This window comes from Saccharospirillum alexandrii (genome assembly GCF_043641555.1).
Lineage (GTDB): Bacteria > Pseudomonadota > Gammaproteobacteria > Pseudomonadales > Natronospirillaceae > Saccharospirillum > Saccharospirillum alexandrii_A.
This window is the reverse complement of sequence record NZ_JBHZRJ010000003.1, coordinates 1-19,758: the sequence shown is the minus strand read 5'-3', so window position 1 is coordinate 19,758 and position 19,758 is coordinate 1. Positions and strand designations below refer to the sequence as shown.

Here is a 19,758-nt window from a genome sequence, read left to right as displayed (position 1 = left end):
ATAATCGCCAACTTCGACTATTCGCAAAGGGTAAGCCATGTACATTGCTTTTCTGATCAACGCCTGGGAAGACATCGAACCCGGCAAAAGCTCTACCCTGGTGATGATCCAGGAATGCCTGACGCGCGGCCACAAGGTAGCGCTGCTCTACCCGCAGAACCTGACCGTGCGCAACAACGTGGTCAACGGTTTTTCGCGGGTGATTCAACCGATCGACAAGGTGCCTGAAAGCGTCTCCACGCTGTACAAGAAGATTCGTTTCGACGAGAAAATGCTGCCGTTGCATGCCTTCGACTGCATCATGATTCGCAAGGATCCGCCCATCGACCCGACCATTCTGAGCTTTCTCGATGCCGTCAAGAACGAGACACTGGTCATCAACGATGTCGACGGCGTGCGCAAGGCCAGCAACAAGCTGTACACCACCACCTTTCACGACCCGGAAAACCACTTTCTACCGGAGACCCATGTCTCCAAGAACAAGGATTACCTGCTGCGCGTCATTCGCGAGAGCGACCGCGCCAAGTGGATTCTTAAGCCTCTGGATGGCAGCGGTGGCCACGGCGTCATCGTGCTCGAAAAAGCGGCACAATCGAGCATCAAGAGCTTGCTCGACTTTTACATCGACCGGGAACGCAACAACTACGTCATTCTGCAAGCCTACATTGAAGGGGCCGAGCACGGTGATGTGCGAGTGCTCATGCTCAATGGCAAGGCCATTGGCGCTTACCATCGCAAGCCGGCAGACGGCGATGTTCGCGCCAATATCCAGGCCGGCGGCAGTGCCCACATCTGGAAGCTGACTGAAGAACAGAAACGCGTTTGCCGTAAAATCGGCCCCAAACTGGTCGCCGATGGCCTCGACTTTGTCGGCCTGGACCTGATTGGCGAACGCCTGCTCGAAGTCAACGTCTGCAACCCGGGTGGCATCACCAACATCAACCGACTGAGCAAGGTAAAATTGCAGAAGCAGGTCATCGACTTTCTGGAAGACCGGGTCAGTGAGCGGCGTGAGAAGCACGCTGAACTAGAGCACCTGATGAAGCGCCTGTCCGACCTGCGCTCGCGGGATCTACTGGACAACGAATGACCCCTATAAACCGGCCAGACCCGCATACGCCATTGCGTATCGACTGGCTTTCAGATGCGGATATCGCAGCACTGCAGGCCCGGCCAGCGCAGTGCCGCTCCCTGTTTGGCCACCCCGCACTGCTGCTGGAACTGCAAAACCACATACTGACCGAGCCAACACAGGCGCTCTGGTATCGCCCCGCCTGCGTGTATCGGAGGGATGAAGCCGTGGCCGCCGGCGGATTCAAGGGTCCACCCATTAAAAACACGGTGGAACTGGGTTACCGCACTCACCCCGACTGGCGCCGCCAGGGCCATGCCACCGAACTGGTACGCTGGTTGTGCGCTTTCGCCCGAGCGCAAAGGCTTGCCCGGGTGGTTGCCGTAACCGCCACCGGCAATCTGGCCTCGCAGGCGGTATTGGCCCAGACCGGCTTCGTGCACACCGGTGACTTTCTCAGCGACAGCCAGCAATGGCTGCAACGCTGGCAACACACGCTCTGATCGTCAACCATCCAGACCCCGGTTCATTCCGTACCTTTGCAACCTTAACCGTTTTCCCGCAGAGGCTCGCATGCAACTCGGTCTTATTCTTGGTGACCAGCTTTCCCGGACGCTGCCGACCCTTCGGCGCCTGAACCGCGACCGCGATCTTATCATCATGGCCGAGGTCTGGGCTGAAGCCCGGTATGTGCCCCATCACCGGCAAAAACTCTTCAACTGCTTCAGTGCCATGCGGCATTTTGCCGATACACTGGCGTCAGCTGGCTGGCGCGTCCGTTACTGCCCTCTGGACGGCGCAACGGTCTATGCCAGTTTGCGGGAGGCCGTCGATGCCGTGGTCACCGAACACCCCATTGATCGCATCGTTGTGACCGAACCCGGCGAGCACCGGCTGCTGACTGACATTGCTCACTGGGAAACGCATTTTGGTTGCCCGGTCGAGGTGTTGGAAGACACACGGTTTGTCATCTCCCTGACCGATTTTGCCGCCTGGGCGGACGGTCGCAAGGCTTTGCGCATGGAGTATTTCTATCGCTGGATGCGCCAGCGCACCGGGCTGCTAATGACCGAAGACAACCAGCCGGAAGGCGACCAGTGGAATTTCGACGCCGACAACCGCCGCGCCTGGCGAGGCGACCCCGTGCCTCCGGCCCCTCTGCTGTTCGAACCAGACAGCATCGACCAGAGCGTCGCAGCCATGATCGACGACCGGTTCGCCGATGGCTGGGGTGACGTTCAGCCGGGCCTCTGGCCGGTGACTCGCGCTCAGGCCGAAGCCGCGCTAAATCATGCGGTCAGCCATTTGGCCTACTTCGGCGACTTTCAGGATGCCATGGCCAACGATCAGCCCTGGCTGTTTCACAGCCGCTTGTCATCTGCCCTGAATCAGGGTCTGTTGAGCCCACTGGAAATCTGCGAGGCCGTGGCCGATGCCTATTACCGCGACCTAATACCGCTGAACGCCGCCGAGGGCTTTATTCGACAAATCATTGGCTGGCGGGAGTTCGTGCGGGGGCTGTACTGGTACCTGCGCCTGTACGAACCCCAAAACGGCCTCGACCATCATCAAAACCTGCCGGCCTATTTCTGGACCGCGGAAACCCGCATGAACTGCGTGCACCAGACGGTGACCCAAACCCGGACTTATGGCTATGCACACCATATCCAACGCCTCATGGTCACCGGGAATTTCGCGTTAATTGCAGGGCTCGATCCGGAGGCGGTCAGCGAGTGGTACCTGAGCGTTTATGTGGACGCCTATCAGTGGGTCGAACGACCCAACACCCTGGGCATGGCGCTTCATGCCGACGGCGGCCGCATGACCAGCAAGCCCTACGCGGCTTCTGGCCAGTATATCAACCGGCAATCGGACTACTGTAAAACTTGCTGGTACAAGGTAAAGGAGTCAACGGGCACCCGCGCTTGCCCGTTTAATGGATTGTACTGGCACTTCTTGATACGCCATCAGGGCCGCTTTCGCAGCAATGGCCGCATGAGCCTGATGTACCGGAATCTGGATAAAAAGAGTGAGGTCGAACGCGATGCATTGTGGCAGCAGGGCGAACAATTAATTGCTCGCCTTACCTCGCTGTAATACCAGTCGCCCGATTCACTGCGTCGCCATTGAATCAGGCTTGTCCCAGTGCAACCGCAGTTTCGTCAGCGCCTCTTTTTCCAGCTGGCGGACTCGCTCCCGGCTGACGCCAAGCTGATCTGCAATTTCCCGGTAACCATATTCACGACCTTGTTGAATGCCATAACGCAGGGCCACGATGACTTTTTCGCGGTGGCCCAAAATGCCCAGCGACTGCCGGATCCGGTCGATCACCTCGCTCTGCTCGGTTGCCTCATAGGTGGTCAGATCGGTCGCTTCCAGATGACTGGCCCAGCTGTCGGCCCCGTCATCCGACAAGGGGGCATCGAGTGACAGCGGGCTTAACCCCAGCTCCAGAAAATGCCGGACCTGGGCTTCATCCATGTTGAGCTCCCTGCTGATAGTTGCTACCGACACGGGCTTGCCCGCCGTCTGTTGCACCATCACCAGTTGCCGCTGAAAGCGTTTAACGTCGTCGACCACATTGGTGGGTTTGCGAATCAGCGCTGCCTGGTTTTTCAGCCCAAGCCGAATGAATTGCTGTATCCAGTAATGGCTGTAAGTCGAAAAGCGTGTGCCCTGGCAAACGTCAAACTTTTCCAGGGCACGCATCAAACCCAACTGACCTTCCTGTACCAGGTCGGTCAGGTCCAGCCCCTGGTTGACGTGCTGATGAGCCACGCTAAACACCAGCCGAATGTTCGACCCAAGCAACATTTCACGGGATTGTAGCAGCCGCCGCCACAGGCGCGGCAGCATGGTCGGTCCGGTATTTTGCTCCAGATACCAGGCGCGCAACGCCGTCATGTCGGCGTGGTTTGGTCGCTTGTCCCAAATGGTCCTGATCCAGTCGCGCTGGCTCCAGTCCAGCCCCGGATAGCGTGCCTGCCACCAGGCTTTACCGATGCCATGTGTCAATCGTACCAGCGCCAGTGAGGCATCCTGGTGCTGTTGCAGCCAGGCGCGCTCCTGTTCTGCCGTCAGCAGCGGATGCAGGCGGCTCCATTCGGCGTAACTGTTGTACTCTGCGTCGGCCGCCGCAGCAAACCAGGCCGGATTGTGAGCATTCATCGTTGCACCTATACCAATTCGTTCGACTGGAACTGAACCAATCAACTCCCAACAGGGTGGCGCGCTTTATTCAGCATTCAACCCGCGGGAAAAGATACGGTTCGTCCATTCATTCGTAGGATGTATCAGTTTTAGATGAGATATCGGGCTCAGGTACCGCAAAGATTAGACAATACCTGTACAGCGCCCGGCGCCTTTTAACTGAACCAGCGAGTGACTGAGACACCCCATGAATACCGGAAAACGGATCGGAGAGGCCGCTACCCTGACCGGCTTGAGTGCTCATGCCCTGCGCCAGTGGCACCGACGTTACGACATTGGTCCCAGCTTCAACAGCGGTGGTGGCCAGCGCCGCTACAGCGACCAGGACATTGAACGCATTCAGCGCATCGATCGGTTACGTCAGCAAGGCTTCAGTCTGGCTACACTGGCCGAATGGCCGATGGCCAGCCTGCGCCAGCATACCGAACGCGACCAGCGCCGCCTGGTCATCGGCTGGTACGGCCGCCACTACAGCGCCTTTGCCGCCCAGGTGCCACAAGCCGATTTTGTGCCCTCGGCAACCCTGGAGAAAAGCCCTCCCGGTGTGGACCTCTGGGTGATCGAATGCTCGACTCTAACGGATGACTTGCTGGATGAATTGCCTGACAGCCAGGAAGCGCTATCGATCCTCTGGTATGACTACGCAAACCGCCGACAACTGACTCACCTTGAACGACTCGGCTACGAATGTCACAAGGGGACGCCGACGACGCGCTGGTTTTTGGACCGGCTCGGCAAGCTAACCCCGGGGTCGGGCGGTTTCAGCCTGGAAGAACTGTCTCGGCTGATGACCATTCAACCCTCGCTGAACTGTGAATGCCCCAATCACCTGGCCGGTATCCTGCACGAGCTGACCCAGTTCGCCCAATACAGCCTGGAGTGCAGCATCAGCGACGACAAGGATGCCGAATTGCACCAGGATATTTTCCGTCACATACAAACGTCCCAGCGATCCGTATTGTCAGCGCTTCATGCTGTCGTTCTGGCCGAAGAACTGGACGTTCGCACCTTGACGGCTTCATAAGCATGACCCAAATCAGTGTGTAAAACGGCAAAGATTCGATAATACACAAGACCGAAACTCCCGCGAGACGATCAGCGTCTGCACATTACAATAACCTAATGTTTCAGCCTGAATTGACCGATACCCTAACAGGCACGTCATTGAGACAAGGCCGTAACACGGCGCAACGACTCCGCAAGTCACTGAGTGAGTACCAACCTATGCAGTCAGACAGTCTAATCTTTACATTCGAGCAGAAAATAACCAACATGCTGTCGCTCGTGTTGATCGCCCTCTGGCTGCTGGCATTGGGACTTGCGACCGTTCATCAAACATGGTTCGAAGTGCTGGTGCTTGGCACCCTAATAGCGGCCGGCCCGCTGATCCTGAACCGCCTGAGTCCCGGAACAAGGCTGGTCCGCATGGTTTATGGCGCTGCGTTCATGGCCATGACGGCACTGCACGTTCACCAAATGCATGGACTGATTGAAATGCACTTCGGCTTTTTCGTGTTGCTGGCGGTCGTATTTGCGTTCCTCGACATCTGGGCGCTGGTGGCGGCACTGACCGTCATCGCCGTGCATCACATCAGCTTTGCCTACCTGCAATACAACGGCAGCCCGGTCTTTGTGTATGACTTGGCATACCTGCAGTCCAATGGGTTCAACCCACTGGGATTCGTGTTGTTACACGCCACCTATGCCATCGTTGAGACCCTTATACTTGTCATTCTCACCCGGCCTGTTCGCCAAATGCTGGATACTGCAAGGGAACTGGCGACCGTCAGCCACTGGATGACCGCCGATGCCGGGCGTATTGATCTGACGCGTCGGGCTAAAGACGCGCACAGTCCAGTATTGAAGAGCTTTAACAGCATGTTGGAAAGCATGCGCTCGGTGACGGCTAAAACACTCAGTGATAGCCAGGTGCTGATAACGGCGACTCGTACCATGGAGCACCGGGTCGGGCAACTGGTCAGCGACACGGAGGATCAGGAACACCGGTTTCAGGGGACTTTGAGTCAATTGCAACAATGGTCGCAAAATGCGCGCGATGTCGCCGACGCCACCGATACCGTGGCCCGGTCAACCGCAAACAGCAAAGAGGTCAATGACGCCGTTCAGGCGCAGGTCGCTGACACCTTGTCTTCGTCTCAGTCGCTCACCGACCAACTGCACGACACACGTTCTGTCATCGGTCAGTTGGCTGACGACTGTGCCGAAGTGGGTAAGACTCTGGCAGTCATCAACACCATTGCTGAACAAACCAACTTGCTGGCCTTAAATGCCGCTATTGAAGCGGCTCGTGCCGGTGAACAGGGTCGTGGTTTTGCCGTTGTCGCTGATGAGGTGCGCTCACTGGCAACCCGAACTCAAACGTCGACCGTTGAAATTAATGATGTACTGCAACGGTTGACGCAGCGCTCCACCGCATCCGTTGAGGCTATGAATACGGCTGTTCAACACGTTCGCGAAAACGCTCTGCAAACTCAGGGTGTGCAGCAAAGCGCCGCTCAGTTGCATGAACAAATTGGCATTATTGTCAGTGAGAATGAGCGCATTCGGCAAGTTAGCGACGATCAGTCCGTGGCTACCCGGCAGCTGGAAGAAGATATCAATACGCTGGCTGAACTGGCCCGCAGAGTCCACAGTGCCATGGGTGACTCGAAGGCTGATCTGAGCAGCCTTAGTGCTACATTCAGCGCCTTGCATTTAGAGCTGAATCGATTTGATGTCTAATCGGTTCAAACAGGCCGCACTCACCGCACTGGCATTGTTCTGGTTTGCGGCCATTGTCACTGGCTTCTGGTGGTTCCAGGCCAGGCTGATCGTCTCCTTCGATGCTGACCAGCGCATTCTGGAACAGTTTCCCCGGTTAGGGGATTATGGGGCGGCCTTGTCTCAGGAGATGCCAGCAAACCCTGAGTACCGCAGAGCCAGGGTCATTATTGTTAAAGACTCTCAGTGCCAGTGCAATCGGTATTCTACAGACCATCTTGCTGCGCTGCAGACCGAGTACGGTTCATCTACCACGTTCGATACGACTCGGTTGAGCGATCTGCCAGTGGCCATGCGATCCCTCATTCCTGCCACACCGTTTGTGTTGGTTCAACAACCCGGCGGTGCTTTGGTTTACGCCGGACCTGTGAACAGCGGCGTCACGTGCACATCCAACACCAGCTTTCTGGAAACCGTACTGCAACGCCCGGTGGACACTGCCCTCCAGATTCCACTGCTGGCCCGTGGCTGCTATTGCGCAAATCGGTCCGCCAGTACCAGTTAGCACTCCGCTAGGGTTATCAACGTTGGTACCCCCTGAAACCGCTCGACAACAAGCCTCTGTTATTGCTGTGCTGGCGTCAGTAAACTCGCACCTACTGCAAACATCCGTTGGACCAAACCATGAAAACAACACACCTGCCGCTGCCGTCACCGGCGCCCGGCATGCAACGTCACCTGACCGTTCATGAATACGGCGACGGCCCCCGCAAAGCTTACTTGCAGGCGGGTTTGCACGCCGATGAATGGCCTGGCTTGCTGACGCTTCAGCATTTGATGGAAAAACTGGACACTCTTGAGCAGGCAGGCCAGATCAGGCAGCGCATTGTGATTGTGCCTTTCGCCAATCCGGTCGGCATGAACCAGCGATTGTTCGGCAAATTTCCAGGCCGGTTTGACGCCACCACCGGGCAAAATTTCAACCGGGGTATGTCGCTGTCAACCGGAGCGCTGACGCACAGAGTGGGCCACTTGCTGAATGCAGAGGCCGACCAGAATGATGTCCAAGTACGCGCAGCCCTGCGCCAGTTGGTTGAGGAAAAACCGGCCCACTACGAAATCGAAGCCCTGCACAAAGCCCTGCTGAGCCAGTCAATAGACGCGCACCTGATGCTCGATCTGCATTGCGACGACCACGCACTGCCCCATGTATTCTATGGCGATCATCAACGTCCTATCGGCACTCAACTGGCCGATTGCCTTGGCTTCGCCATCCGGCTCGAGGAAGACGTTCGGGGCACAGTCGCCTTTGACGGCAGCCACACCCAACCCTGGATCACCCTGGCTGAAAACACCGGCAAACCCTTTGCCGAACCCTGCTTTGCCGCCACAGTGGAACTGCGCGGCCAGAAAGACGTCAGCGACGCTCTGGCCCGGCAGGATGCCGAGGGGCTACTGACGTTTCTTGAGCAACAGGGGTTTGTCTCAAACAGCGGCGCCACAGCCCAGCCACAACAGGGCGACACTCTGAGCATCAACGTTGATCAGGTAAAAGTCATCACGTCACCTGCCAATGGCCTGGTGGTGTATCACCGGGCGCTCGGAGACTGGGTAGACGCCGGCGATCTTCTGGCCGAGATAGTTCTGCTCGATAGCCATCGCCCGGAACGGGTACAGGTACCCGCGCCCGCCAGTGGCCGCCTGTTCAGCCAGACCAACACCTTTCTGACTTCGCCCGGAGCCAGCATCGGCATGATTGCCAGTAAGGATCAGCAGATTCAGCCGGGAACCCAGCTGAGTTATTAATACGCAGGATTCAAATTTAGCAATAGATTAGCGATGGGTGGCCGGGCTGCTTCTGCGGGGGTATCTGAGGCATGGACTAAAACGCCGGGAGCGTTTTAGCATGAGCGCTGCGAGCCCGTAGGGTGAATCCCATGGATGGGATTCATATCCCGAAGTTAAGCCTACAGGGCGGTCCGACGTCTCGGGGTTTTTACGGCGCCCCCGCAGGAGCAGCCCGGCCACCCGTCGCGGACTCAAGGCGCTGTTGACGACCCGAAGTTGATGAGCCCAAAGGGCTCAGATCATGCCTGAGCGGCCATGATGCGCTCGTATTTGTCCTGCAGTTGGGTTTTACTTTCAACGTGTGACGGGTCGTGGGGAATGCAATCGACCGGGCAGACTTGCTGGCACTGGGGTTCATCGTAATGACCCACGCATTCGGTGCACAACTGCGGGTCGATTACGTAGATTTCCTCGCCTTCGGAAATCGCATCGTTGGGACACTCCGGCTCACACACATCGCAGTTGATGCATTCATCGGTGATGTACAGGGCCATGACAACATCCTCTCACAGTCTGCCTCGCGGCAATGATGTAGCTAAGCGGAATCAATCGTTCTGCTGATAAATCTCAGCCAGAGCTTCTTGCACAATCGGGTGCACCATTTTGGTGACATCCCCGTGCAGCAGGGAGATCTCACGAACAAAGGTAGACGAAATGAAGGAATACTGCTCGGATGGCGTCAGAAACAAGCTCTCGACATCCGGTGCCAGCACCCGGTTCATATTGGCCAGCTGAAATTCATATTCGAAGTCACTGACCACGCGCAACCCGCGCAAAATAGTCTGTGCACCTTTCTCATGGGCAAAGTCGACCAGCAGGTTGCGAAAGCCCTCAACCTCCACATTGCCCATGTTTTCGGTGACCTTGCGAGCCAGAGCAACACGTTGCTCCAGGCTGAACAGCGGCTTTTTCTTAGGGCTGGCCGCGACGGCGACGATAACCTTATCGAATTGCCGCAGACCCCGTTCGACCAGATCCATATGCCCATAGGTAATGGGGTCGAAGGTGCCTGGGTATACTACGGTGCGTACCATGTTGCGCTCCCGGTTATTCAACGCGCGCGAATGTTACCCCAGCCGCCCGGACGGCACAAATCAATGGACCTGGGTTCCGTGACTATGGTTCGCGGCAGGTGCCGGTATTACCCCTGTAGGGTCGGCGTGAATCCATCAATGGCGGTCCGACGTCTCGGGCCTAGTCCACAGCGGTAATACCGGCACCCACCGCTTGCGATGTAACAGCGATGATATCCGTTTTACTTAAGAAAAAATCGTCTCAATTGCCGTTGCACCCAGCCATCATAGGGCGGATACACCAGTTTGAGGCTGTTCAATTTTTGCTTACCCACCACGGGCTTCAGTTTGGAAAACGTGTCGAACCCGGCTTTGCCGTGATAGTGCCCCATGCCACTCGCCCCTACACCACCAAAGGGAATGTTATCCAGAGTGGCGTGAAACAGCGCCTCATTGATCACCAGCGCGCCGCTGTGGGTGCTGCGTTCGAACTTGGCCTGCCAGTTCCGGTCGTACCCAAAGAGGTAGAGGGCCAGTGGCCGGGGTCGGCTGTTAATGAATCGCTGTGCTTCCAAGTCGTTTTCGCACGGGATGATGGGCAAAATGGGGCCGAACAACTCTTGCTGCATGACCGTGCTGTCCAGTGAGACGCTGGTTAGCAATACCGGGGGCATTTTGCCGCTGCTGGCATCCAGCCCGGGTGGCTGATCGCCCCAGTGAAGGTGGGCGCCATCGGCCTCGGCTTGCTGCAACCATGAATCCAACCGCTGGCGCTGACGCTCGTTGACGATTGAGGAGTATTCCGGGTTATCGATGACTTTGCCGTACATGCGGCTCACCGACTGGTGAAAGGCGTCGATAAAGGCGTCAATACGATCCGGCGGGCATAAAATATAGTCCGGGGCGATGCAGGTCTGGCCGGCGTTCAGGCACTTGCCAAACGCCAGCCGTTCGGCTGCTTCGGCAATCGGAATGCTGGAATCGATTACGGCCGGGCTTTTCCCGCCGAGTTCGAGTGTAACAGGCGTCAGGTTCTGCGCTGCGGCCGCCATCACGGCCTTGCCCACCTCGGTGGAACCTGTAAACAGTAGATGGTCGAACGCCAGGGCCGAGAATGCGCGGGCTACATCGACATCGCCATTGATGACCGTGATCACGCCATCGTCAAAGGTTTCGTCGACCAGCTTCTCAAACAGCGCGCCGAAGGCTGGCGTGAATTCGGACACCTTCACCATGCAATGGTTGCCCGCTGCCAGCGCAGCAGTCATAGGCCCTACGGCCAGATAGAGCGCATAATTCCAGGGTACGATAATCCCGGCGACGCCAAGCGGTTGTGGCAATACCTTGCTGTGGGCGGGCTGAAACAGCAACGGCACCAGATGTTTCCGCGCTTTCATCCAGCCTTTCAGATGGCGCAGCGTGTGGTTGATCCCGAGAATGGACGGCAGTACTTCAGCGTTCAGCGTCTCCCCTTTGGAGCGGCAGCCAAAATCCTGATTCAGGGCATCGGCCAGTGCAGTCTGGTTATCCAGAATCAGTTGTTTCAGTTGCAGCAAGCGAAAACGCCGCTCAGCCAAGCTGGGGTAAGGATGCAACCGATAGGCGGCCTGTTGGCGGTCAAACCGCGCCTTAAGCATGTCCGGAGTCATTCGCACCTCTGAGAAGGTTAAAAAATCACTCTAGGCCAGTCAGTGAAGACGGGTCAATGTCAGCCGGTTAATTCACGTCCATTGCCGCCCCGGTCCATTGATAGAGTCGCATGCTGACGTCGCCACTGTGCTTTTCCTTCATCAATTGCAACCCGCCAGGGACGGCCAGTGTCTGCTGCCGGGGGCTTTCCAGGTAAACCAGGGCACGATCGGCAAGGCGCTTCTGTGCAATCAGCGCCGAGAGGGCATCGGTCCACAGCCCGGCCGCGAAAGGCGGATCCAGAAAGACCAAATCAAAGGGCTCGGACTCTGCCCGGGCCAGCCAGGCCAGCGCATCGCATTGCACCACGGTCGCAGCACAACCGAGTGTCGAAACAGCTTGCTTCAGGCTGGCCACGGCTTGTGGTTGCTTCTCCAGCAGCCAGACATGCGCGGCCCCGCGCGAGGCCGCTTCAAGCCCCAGCGCACCGGTGCCGGCAAAGGCATCCAGCACCCTGGCGCCCGGGGTCTGTACCTGCAGCCAGTTGAACAGGGTTTCGCGCTGGCGGTCGCCGGTGGGCCTCAGCCCTTCCAAGTTGGCAATACCAAGCCGGCGCCCCCGGTATTCACCACCAATGATGCGCAGCGACCCTGCGCCCCGGGCAGGGCTTTTTCGAGCGGGTTTGGGCATAGTGTCCTCTTAATCGACGATGGGCATGACAGGTTATGGCTGGCTGGTCGCCCGGGCCGCATTCACATCTTCCAGCGTAATAGCTGACAAGCGTTGTTGCTGCGATACCAGAAAATCGGAAGGCAAATCGTACACCGCAGAAGTCACCAGATAGCGATGAATCTGTTCACCACTGCGGCTGCGTTGCTCGGCCGAGGCGGTATAGGCCGCTCTGACGGGCTCAAGCTCCTCTTCCGTCACTGGCTGGAACAGATCGTTGCTGAGCGTCTGGTTGATCAGCACCTGGCTGGTTTCTGCCCGATGGTCCCAGCGCACCTGAGGATCATAACCACTCAGCCGCTGCTGTAAAACGCCCACCCAGAGCAGAAACGCCAATTGCTCATTGGTACCCATGGGCGGTGACCTCAACCGGCCCAGCGAGGGCTGGGGCGCAACCTGATTGACCATCCCCTCGCCCGACAGCGGCTCCAACAGGCGCCTGGCGATGGCCATGCGATCGTCGTCAAGATCACCACTGAGCACTACCGAGCGGTTGTCTCCATCGGGCAACCAGCTATGCAAGAAATCGACACTGGCCTCAAGGGCGGCCGTATCGGCCGGGTTAACCACCGTTACCTGAAACTGCCCACCCTGGCGAGAGGTACTGACCGCCGCTTCGATGGCAATGTCCAGTTGCTCGGTCGGAATCAGATCCTGGGTGATGGTCAGCCGCAACTGACGGGCCTGGTCCAGGTCGACCGTCCAAAATGTGCGACCAGGGGCCTGCTCATCGGTTTCCACAGCCAGGTCGTCCAAAAACCAGGCCTGGGGCTCGACGACCTCGGAGACAACACCCTCTTCCTGGCCCACCAGGTTGAACACCACGATCAGAGGAATAGTCACGAAAATGATAAGCCAGAGTGTGCGGCGACTGAAATGGAACATGAGACGGGTGGGGTTCCTGTGCAAATCCTATAGGGAGAGTCAATGTACTGACAATGGACAGTTTACACCATCCATGGCGTTTCTTGCCCTGCCGCCGGTATATCTCCCGCGCATTCCCTCTAGCGCCTGAATTAACATTATTGAAAGATACTGTTCATATTTCATAGTTCAGTTTTCGTTGAAATGACTAGCGATGGCTGCCTGGGGCGCCTCCGTGGGGGAGTCCGCAGCAGGGATGCTGCGGCCTAGGCTCCAAGGATGGATTGAGTGGGCGGCATTCCGCCCGACCCCACGGAGGCGTTCCAGGCAGCCGTTGCGAACCATTGCCACCAAGCGAACCCGAACTCCGTAACTTGCGTAATAAGGCTTTGGCTGGCGGGTGCATTTTGCTAGCATAGCGCGGCTTTTATCGCAGTTTTTCTGAACTGCCCGGCAACACAGCGGGCCCAGTCCCGAGGTTGGTTGCTCTTTTTACGGCATCGATCCGCAGTTACCCATTCACCGATTACACAGGCTACAACGCTACCATGCTGGGCTTTGGCAAAAAGAAATCGAAACCCGAGACCGAACAGACCAAGCCGGAAGCACCGGCTGAATCCATTTTTGCCCGCATCAAACAGGGGCTGGGTCGCACCCGTTCGACCTTTACCGATGGCCTGGCTTCGATGTTTCTGGGCAAAAAAAGCATCGATGACGACCTGCTCGAAGAGCTGGAAACCCAGTTACTGACGGCCGACGTCGGCATCGAGGCCACAGCCGCCATCGTTGAAGAATTAACCGAACGGGTCGGCCGCAAGGAGCTCAAAGACGGCGATGCCCTGCTCTATGCTCTGCGCGACACTCTGGTGCACCAGCTGCAACCGGTCGAATCGCCCCTGGTCATCGACGGCTCACAAAAACCCTATGTGATCCTCGTCGTTGGCGTAAACGGTGTGGGTAAAACCACCACCATTGGCAAATTGACCAAAAAATTCCAGAGCGACGGTCACTCCGTCCTGCTCGCCGCCGGCGACACCTTTCGGGCTGCGGCCGTCGAACAATTGCAGGTATGGGGCGAGCGCAACAAGGTGCCGGTTATTGCCCAGCACACCGGTGCCGACAGCGCCTCCGTTATTTTTGATGCCGTTCAGGCCGCGCAATCACGCGGTGTCGATGTGGTGATTGCCGACACTGCCGGTCGACTGCACAACAAAGACAACTTGATGAACGAACTGGCCAAGGTCGTCCGGGTGATGAAAAAGTTGGATGACGCGGCCCCGCACGAAGTCTTGCTGGTACTCGACGCCGGTACCGGCCAGAACGCCATCAGCCAGGCCCAGAACTTCACCGATGCCGTCAACCTGACCGGCCTGGCCCTGACCAAATTGGATGGTACCGCTAAAGGCGGCGTTATTTTTGCGCTGGCGAAAAAACTCGGCATTCCGGTTCGCTTTATCGGGGTCGGGGAGCAAGTCGACGACTTGCGTCCCTTCAATGCCCGAGATTTTGTCGATGCCCTGCTGGATACCCGCGCCGAATGATTCACTTCGATCAGGTCAGCAAACGCTACGAAGGCGGGCACGAAGCCCTGTCGAGCATCAGCTTGCACATAGAAAAAGGCGAAATGGTGTTTCTGACTGGCCACAGCGGTGCCGGCAAAAGCACCCTGCTGAAACTGATCACCCGCATTGAAAAAGCCTCCTCTGGTCAGTTACGGGTTAACGGCCAGATTCTGAACCGGCTGCGCCGCTCACAGATTCCACATTTCCGGCGCAACCTGGGCATCGTGCACCAGGACCATCAATTGCTGATGGATCAGACTGTATACGACAACGTTGCCCTGCCACTGATCATAGCCGGTGAACACCCTAAAGACGTCACCCGCCGGGTGCGTGCGGCGCTCGATAAGGTAGGGCTGCTGGAGCGGGAGAAGTATCGCCCTATACAGTTGTCCGGCGGTGAACAACAGCGGGTTGGCATTGCCCGCGCCGTGGTTAAAAAACCAGCGATACTATTGGCCGACGAGCCAACCGGTAACCTCGACCCGGGTTTATCACGGGACATTATGGAATTGTTCTCCGAATTCAACCGCGTCGGCACCACGGTGCTGATTGCCAGCCACGACCTGGGGCTGATCGCCCGGCTCAATTACCGGGTTGCATCGCTTCAGGACGGCAAGCTAATGAGCACGCCGTTTGACGGGAGGCGCACGTGAGCACCCGAACGCCAAACCGGCCTACTGCCAAAAAGCCTGTACAGAATTCCGCCAACCGCCGGCGTGACAGCGCTCCGGGCAACCGCTCAGCCTGGCTGCGCCACCACCGCGACTGCGCCAGTCAATCCCTGATGCGCCTGTTACGCAGCCCGGTGTCGAGTGCCCTGACCTGGCTGGTCATTGCCATTTCGCTGACCCTACCCACCCTGTTTTACCTTGCGCTGTCCTCTTTGCAGGCACAAACCGAGCAATGGCAGGAAGGCGGCCAGATCACCCTCTACCTGGAACAGGGCCTGCCTGATTCAGACGGTGACCGCCTCACCCGGGAGCTCGACGCCCGCCCGGAAGTCGCTCGCGCTTACTACATCAGCGCCGACGAAGCCTGGACGTCGTTTCAGGAAACCCTGTCAATCAACCGGCAGGCACTGGGGTTCACCGACAACCCCTTACCCGCCAGCATTGTCGTGGTTCCGTCACAGCAAAACAGCAGTCAGCTCGAAGCGCTGCAATTGATCATTCGCGGCTTGCCGGAAGTCGAGGATGTGCAACTCGACCTGGCCTGGATCGACCGGCTGAACCGGTTTCTGGAGCTGATCTACAGCATCGTCACCGGTTTGGCGGTGCTGTTGGGTGTCGCCGTATTGCTGGTGGTCGGCAACACCATTCGGCTGGCGATAGAATCGCGTAAGGATGAGATTCGCGTCATCAAATTGCTGGGGGCTACCGAGGCCTTTGTGCGTCGTCCCTTTGTCTATCTGGGTATCTGGTATGGCCTACTGGGGGGCGTCGCCGCCTGGATACTGGTCACCGCCGTGGCCTGGTGGCTGCGCAGCCCGCTTACCGCCTTCCTGAGTACCTATGGCCTGGAAGCCAATGTCTCCTGGCTGGGTTTCACTGATACGCTGGTCCTGATTCTGGCTTCAATCGGCGTTAGCCTCGCTGGTGCCCATATAGCGTTACAGCGCCACCTCAAGGACGCCGAGCCCCGTTGAACCGGTGTGAGGCCGCCGACGTATACGGTATTGAGCGCTACCGGTGTCTGGTGACTATTGGCTATAGAATTTGGCTATCAAAAACATTAATGTTGATTGATGGTTTGCACAACATTTACCGCTGATACTAGGGTTCAAGAGCCGACTTCTGTTAATATAGTTGGTGAATTAATTTGATTTCCACCGCGTGCACTGGTTTGAATTCCGGTGAGTCCGGGGGAGGGAGAAAACGTGAAACTGAACAACAGTGTTCCTGCGCTTGCTTTGGATTCTTTGGCCCCGGGTCAAAGCCTCGAGTCGTATATACAGTCGGTCAACACCTTTGACCTGCTCACGGCTGATGAAGAGAAAGAGCTGGCTGAGCGCTTGTACTATCAGGAAGACATCGATGCGGCTCGCCGCCTGGTTTTGTCTCACCTGCGTTTTGTTGTTCACATTGCCAAGAGCTACTCAGGCTATGGGCTCAACCAGGGCGATCTGATTCAGGAAGGCAACGTCGGGCTGATGAAAGCCGTGCGTCGCTTCAACCCCGAAGTGGGTGTGCGCCTGGTCTCTTTTGCCGTGCACTGGATCAAGGCTGAAATTCACGAGTACATTCTGCGCAACTGGCGCATTGTGAAAGTGGCTACCACCAAGGCGCAACGCAAGTTGTTCTTCAACCTGCGCAGCTCCAAAAAGCGTCTGGGCTGGTTGAACGAGCGAGAAGCACAGGACATCGCCGATGACCTGGGCGTGAACCTGAAAACGGTTTACGAAATGGAAGGTCGCCTGACAGCTCATGACGCCACCTTCGATGCGCCCAATGAAGACGACGATGAAGGCCCGGCCATGTTCCCGGTTCATTACCTGCAGGCTCAGGGTGCTGACCCGGCAGCCCTGGTCGAACAGGATAACTACGAGACGGACGCCAACGACCAGTTGTTTGCGGCTCTGGAAGACCTGGATGATCGTTCCAAAGACATCATTCAAAAGCGCTGGCTGAGTGATAACAAAGCCACCTTGCATGAATTGGCCGATGTCTATGGCGTCTCCGCTGAGCGCATCCGTCAGTTGGAAAAGAACGCGATGAAGAAAGTCAAAAAAGCCATGACCATCGATTTCTGATCGACAGGCCTGGCCTGAAAAAGCCGCTGCAAAGCGGCTTTTTTATGTCTGACTGATGCCGGCTTTGCAACGCAAGACGGCCTTCAAACCTGACCGCTAACCGGGAACCAACCGCTATGTCTCACAGTCGACGACTCACCGCAGTGGCAGCCTTGCTGGCCGGGCTCAGTGTTGCTTTGGGTGCGTTCGGCAGTCATGCGTTGGAAACCCTGGTCACGCCGCAACGACTGGATACCTGGGATACTGCCGTTCACTACCAGATGTTTCATGCTCTGGCACTGCTCTGGTCAGGCCTTTATCTTCAGCACTACCCACATCGAGGCGTACTAACCTCCGCGCTGCTGATACTGGCAGGCACCCTGATTTTCTCTGGCAGCCTGTACGCCCTTGTTTTATTGGATGTTCCTGCACTGGGAGCTATTACACCAATAGGTGGGGTTATATTAATTACCGGCTGGTTTACCCTGGCCTGGCACCTGGCCCGTCGCCACTGATGCATCCGAGAACAAACCTGGAACCCTCATGACCAACGAACTCACCCCCATACAACGCAAGGTTCGCAGTTTTGTCATGCGCACCGGACGCATGACCGAAGGTCAGAAACTGGCTCTGGAGAATGGCTGGCCAACGTTGGGACTCGATCTCAGCCACGGCCCCTATGATTTGCCGCAGGTATTTGGTCGGCGAGCACCCGTTGTTTTTGAAATTGGATTCGGCAACGGTGACTCCTTACTGAGCATGGCTCAACAAGCTCCGGAAAAAGACTTTATCGGGGTAGAGGTACATACACCCGGTGTTGGACGACTGTTGCATCATGTTCAGGAAGGCGGGTTTAGTAACCTGCGCGTGTGCAAGGAGGATGCGGTCGAGTTCCTGACCCACTGCATTGCTGACCACAGCCTCGATACCGTGCAACTGTTCTTCCCCGACCCCTGGCACAAGAAACGCCACCACAAGCGACGCATCGTCCAGCCGGAATTTGCCGCCTTGTTACGCGAAAAACTGAAGCCGGGCGGCACCTTCCACATGGCTACTGACTGGCAAAACTACGCCGAACACATGCTCGGTGTGATGGAAGCGGCCGAGGGCTGGGAAAATACACAGGGAAACGGCTGCTACCTACCCGGCCGACCCGAGCAACGGCCCGAAACGAAGTACGAGCGGCGTGGCATTCGCCTGGGTCATGGGGTCTGGGATCTGGAGTTCAGAACCATCTGAGCGGCGCTCAGTGGCCCGGAGAGACATAACCGGGCCACTGACACAAGCAGCCCTCCCGTTGCGCCAACCTGAACCCCAGGCTTTGATACAAGGCACTCGCATGGTAGTCGGCATCAGCAATGATGATTTGCCGGCTGGCTCTTGTGGCAACCCATTGAGCCAGATGATGGATCAGCGTGCGAGCAATGCCCTTATTCTGAAAGTCCGGTATGACCTGAACCTGCTGATAACGGGCCAGATCATTCAAGGCAAACACACCGGCATAGCCCAGCAGACGATCACCGCTAAAGGCGCCAAAAAAATCTCCGTACCCCGCTCGCTCCAGGTCTCGATAGGTTTTTTCGCGACCTGCCAGGTACCTTCTGTAACCCGCCTCCTCATGACCGGCATCACGCTCGGTGACAGCGATCTCCCGCCATTGTGACCAGATGGATTCATCATCGCCAAAAGGCGTTATTCGAATCTCAGTATTCAGACGATGGGGGCTAATCAGCGCATCGCTTGGCATCGCCAGAACATGGTTCTCGGTAAACTCATAATTGGTATTCAGAAAACCGCGGATGTCCGTCTCTTCTGACGCCTCGACTACAGGCCAGATAAAGGTTCGATGTCTGATATCCGCCACACCTTCAAATGCCTGATCAAAGGCCTGCTCCCATTGGTACCTGGATTTTTCCGACAACGGCACTTTAAGCGCCAGGAAATTACCGAAATAAAAATCCGGTGACGCCGGCGTCCGGTAAACCGCGTAATCGACATGATCAATTAATTCGGACTCCAGATGCGAGACAATAAAATCGCTTTGAACGCCCAGGCTAATGGGATGTCGCATAGTGAACCGTGATTATTTTGGGTGAGTTAGCACTATATACCACAGTCGCAAGGGCTGCGCCGCCTCCCTCTCACTAACTCTCTCACACTGATCGGGACTCTCCATGTGAGAGCTGGTCATCGTTTGTCGAACCGAAGCCACAGACATAAAAAACCCCGAACCATCTCTGGCTCGGGGTTGGTATTAAAAGCTTTACGAGGACCCGGGCGGCGCTCCGCTGCTCTCATGAGAGTCGGTCATCGTCCGTTGAACCGAAGCCACAGGCATAAAAAAACCCCAGACCTTCTCAGGCCTGGGGTTGGTATTAAAAG

At 57.0% G+C, this 19,758-nt stretch carries 20 protein-coding genes; 13 read left to right on the top strand and 7 right to left on the bottom strand.

Going from position 1 to position 19,758, the window contains the following annotated elements:
• Positions 1-37 precede the first annotated feature (37 nt).
• The 3 genes from gshB (at position 38) to ACHUE7_RS10455 (ending at position 3,169) form a co-directional block, all read left to right on the top strand.
• Positions 38-1,090 carry a glutathione synthase gene (gene gshB / locus ACHUE7_RS10465; protein WP_127560537.1) on the top strand — a complete coding sequence of 351 codons (1,053 nt, stop codon included), beginning with the start codon at positions 38-40 and terminating at the stop codon, positions 1,088-1,090.
• On the top strand, positions 1,087-1,575 hold the full coding sequence (locus ACHUE7_RS10460; RefSeq protein WP_394169906.1) for a GNAT family N-acetyltransferase: 489 nt from the start codon (positions 1,087-1,089) through the stop codon (positions 1,573-1,575). Before gshB ends, ACHUE7_RS10460 begins: the two co-directional genes overlap by 4 nt.
• 70 nt (positions 1,576-1,645) lie before the next feature.
• Complete coding sequence (locus ACHUE7_RS10455; protein ID WP_394169905.1) at positions 1,646-3,169, top strand: cryptochrome/photolyase family protein; 1,524 nt, start codon at positions 1,646-1,648, stop codon at positions 3,167-3,169.
• Between the two features lie 15 nt (positions 3,170-3,184).
• Here the strand turns inward: ACHUE7_RS10455 and ACHUE7_RS10450 are convergent, their stop codons facing one another.
• Entirely contained in the window at positions 3,185-4,240 is a 1,056-nt protein-coding gene (locus ACHUE7_RS10450) for a sigma-70 family RNA polymerase sigma factor (protein WP_394169904.1), read from the bottom strand.
• 229 nt (positions 4,241-4,469) lie between these two features.
• On the opposite strand from ACHUE7_RS10450, the gene ACHUE7_RS10445 reads away from it, so the two are divergent.
• The 4 genes from ACHUE7_RS10445 (at position 4,470) to ACHUE7_RS10430 (ending at position 8,809) form a co-directional block, all read left to right on the top strand.
• On the top strand, positions 4,470-5,306 hold the full coding sequence (locus ACHUE7_RS10445; RefSeq protein WP_394169903.1) for a MerR family transcriptional regulator: 837 nt from the start codon (positions 4,470-4,472) through the stop codon (positions 5,304-5,306).
• Positions 5,307-5,554: 248 nt separating this feature from the next.
• Positions 5,555-7,024 (top strand): methyl-accepting chemotaxis protein, encoded by a 1,470-nt coding sequence (locus ACHUE7_RS10440; protein ID WP_394169902.1) that lies wholly within the window; start codon positions 5,555-5,557, stop codon positions 7,022-7,024.
• On the top strand, positions 7,017-7,568 hold the full coding sequence (locus ACHUE7_RS10435) for a DUF6436 domain-containing protein (protein WP_394169901.1): 552 nt from the start codon (positions 7,017-7,019) through the stop codon (positions 7,566-7,568). The genes ACHUE7_RS10440 and ACHUE7_RS10435 overlap by 8 nt, the downstream gene beginning before the upstream one ends.
• A gap of 119 nt (positions 7,569-7,687) precedes the next feature.
• Positions 7,688-8,809, top strand: a complete 1,122-nt coding sequence (locus ACHUE7_RS10430) for a succinylglutamate desuccinylase/aspartoacylase family protein (protein WP_394169900.1) — start codon at positions 7,688-7,690, stop codon at positions 8,807-8,809.
• Positions 8,810-9,090: 281 nt separating this feature from the next.
• Here ACHUE7_RS10430 and ACHUE7_RS10425 read toward each other — a convergent pair whose 3' ends face one another.
• From ACHUE7_RS10425 to ACHUE7_RS10405, 5 genes are all read right to left on the bottom strand, one after another.
• A complete protein-coding gene (locus ACHUE7_RS10425) occupies positions 9,091-9,345 on the bottom strand; it encodes a YfhL family 4Fe-4S dicluster ferredoxin (protein ID WP_127560523.1) in 255 nt (84 codons plus the stop codon).
• Positions 9,346-9,396: 51 nt separating this feature from the next.
• Positions 9,397-9,885, bottom strand: coding sequence for a pantetheine-phosphate adenylyltransferase (gene coaD, locus ACHUE7_RS10420; RefSeq protein ID WP_394169899.1), 489 nt, complete (start codon positions 9,883-9,885; stop codon positions 9,397-9,399).
• A gap of 221 nt (positions 9,886-10,106) precedes the next feature.
• Complete coding sequence (locus ACHUE7_RS10415; RefSeq protein ID WP_394169898.1) at positions 10,107-11,513, bottom strand: coniferyl aldehyde dehydrogenase; 1,407 nt, start codon at positions 11,511-11,513, stop codon at positions 10,107-10,109.
• Between the two features lie 67 nt (positions 11,514-11,580).
• Positions 11,581-12,183 carry a 16S rRNA (guanine(966)-N(2))-methyltransferase RsmD gene (gene rsmD / locus ACHUE7_RS10410; protein ID WP_394169897.1) on the bottom strand — a complete coding sequence of 201 codons (603 nt, stop codon included), beginning with the start codon at positions 12,181-12,183 and terminating at the stop codon, positions 11,581-11,583.
• A gap of 33 nt (positions 12,184-12,216) precedes the next feature.
• Positions 12,217-13,107 (bottom strand): peptidase M16 family protein, encoded by an 891-nt coding sequence (locus ACHUE7_RS10405; RefSeq protein WP_394169896.1) that lies wholly within the window; start codon positions 13,105-13,107, stop codon positions 12,217-12,219.
• Between the two features lie 458 nt (positions 13,108-13,565).
• Here ACHUE7_RS10405 and ftsY point away from each other — a divergent pair, with 458 nt between their 5' ends.
• The 6 genes from ftsY (at position 13,566) to trmB (ending at position 18,615) form a co-directional block, all read left to right on the top strand.
• Positions 13,566-14,627, top strand: coding sequence for a signal recognition particle-docking protein FtsY (gene ftsY, locus ACHUE7_RS10400; RefSeq protein WP_394169895.1), 1,062 nt, complete (start codon positions 13,566-13,568; stop codon positions 14,625-14,627).
• Positions 14,624-15,301 carry a cell division ATP-binding protein FtsE gene (gene ftsE, locus ACHUE7_RS10395; protein WP_394169894.1) on the top strand — a complete coding sequence of 226 codons (678 nt, stop codon included), beginning with the start codon at positions 14,624-14,626 and terminating at the stop codon, positions 15,299-15,301. The genes ftsY and ftsE overlap by 4 nt, the downstream gene beginning before the upstream one ends.
• Positions 15,298-16,293, top strand: a complete 996-nt coding sequence (gene ftsX / locus ACHUE7_RS10390) for a permease-like cell division protein FtsX (RefSeq protein ID WP_394169893.1) — start codon at positions 15,298-15,300, stop codon at positions 16,291-16,293. Before ftsE ends, ftsX begins: the two co-directional genes overlap by 4 nt.
• A gap of 231 nt (positions 16,294-16,524) precedes the next feature.
• Positions 16,525-17,397, top strand: coding sequence for an RNA polymerase sigma factor RpoH (rpoH, locus tag ACHUE7_RS10385; RefSeq protein ID WP_348473969.1), 873 nt, complete (start codon positions 16,525-16,527; stop codon positions 17,395-17,397).
• A gap of 116 nt (positions 17,398-17,513) precedes the next feature.
• On the top strand, positions 17,514-17,891 hold the full coding sequence (locus tag ACHUE7_RS10380) for a DUF423 domain-containing protein (protein WP_394169892.1): 378 nt from the start codon (positions 17,514-17,516) through the stop codon (positions 17,889-17,891).
• Positions 17,892-17,919: 28 nt separating this feature from the next.
• Positions 17,920-18,615, top strand: coding sequence for a tRNA (guanosine(46)-N7)-methyltransferase TrmB (gene trmB / locus ACHUE7_RS10375; protein ID WP_394169891.1), 696 nt, complete (start codon positions 17,920-17,922; stop codon positions 18,613-18,615).
• Between the two features lie 7 nt (positions 18,616-18,622).
• Here trmB and ACHUE7_RS10370 read toward each other — a convergent pair whose 3' ends face one another.
• Positions 18,623-19,447, bottom strand: coding sequence for a GNAT family N-acetyltransferase (locus ACHUE7_RS10370; protein ID WP_394169890.1), 825 nt, complete (start codon positions 19,445-19,447; stop codon positions 18,623-18,625).
• Between the last annotated feature and the right edge of the window lie 311 nt (positions 19,448-19,758).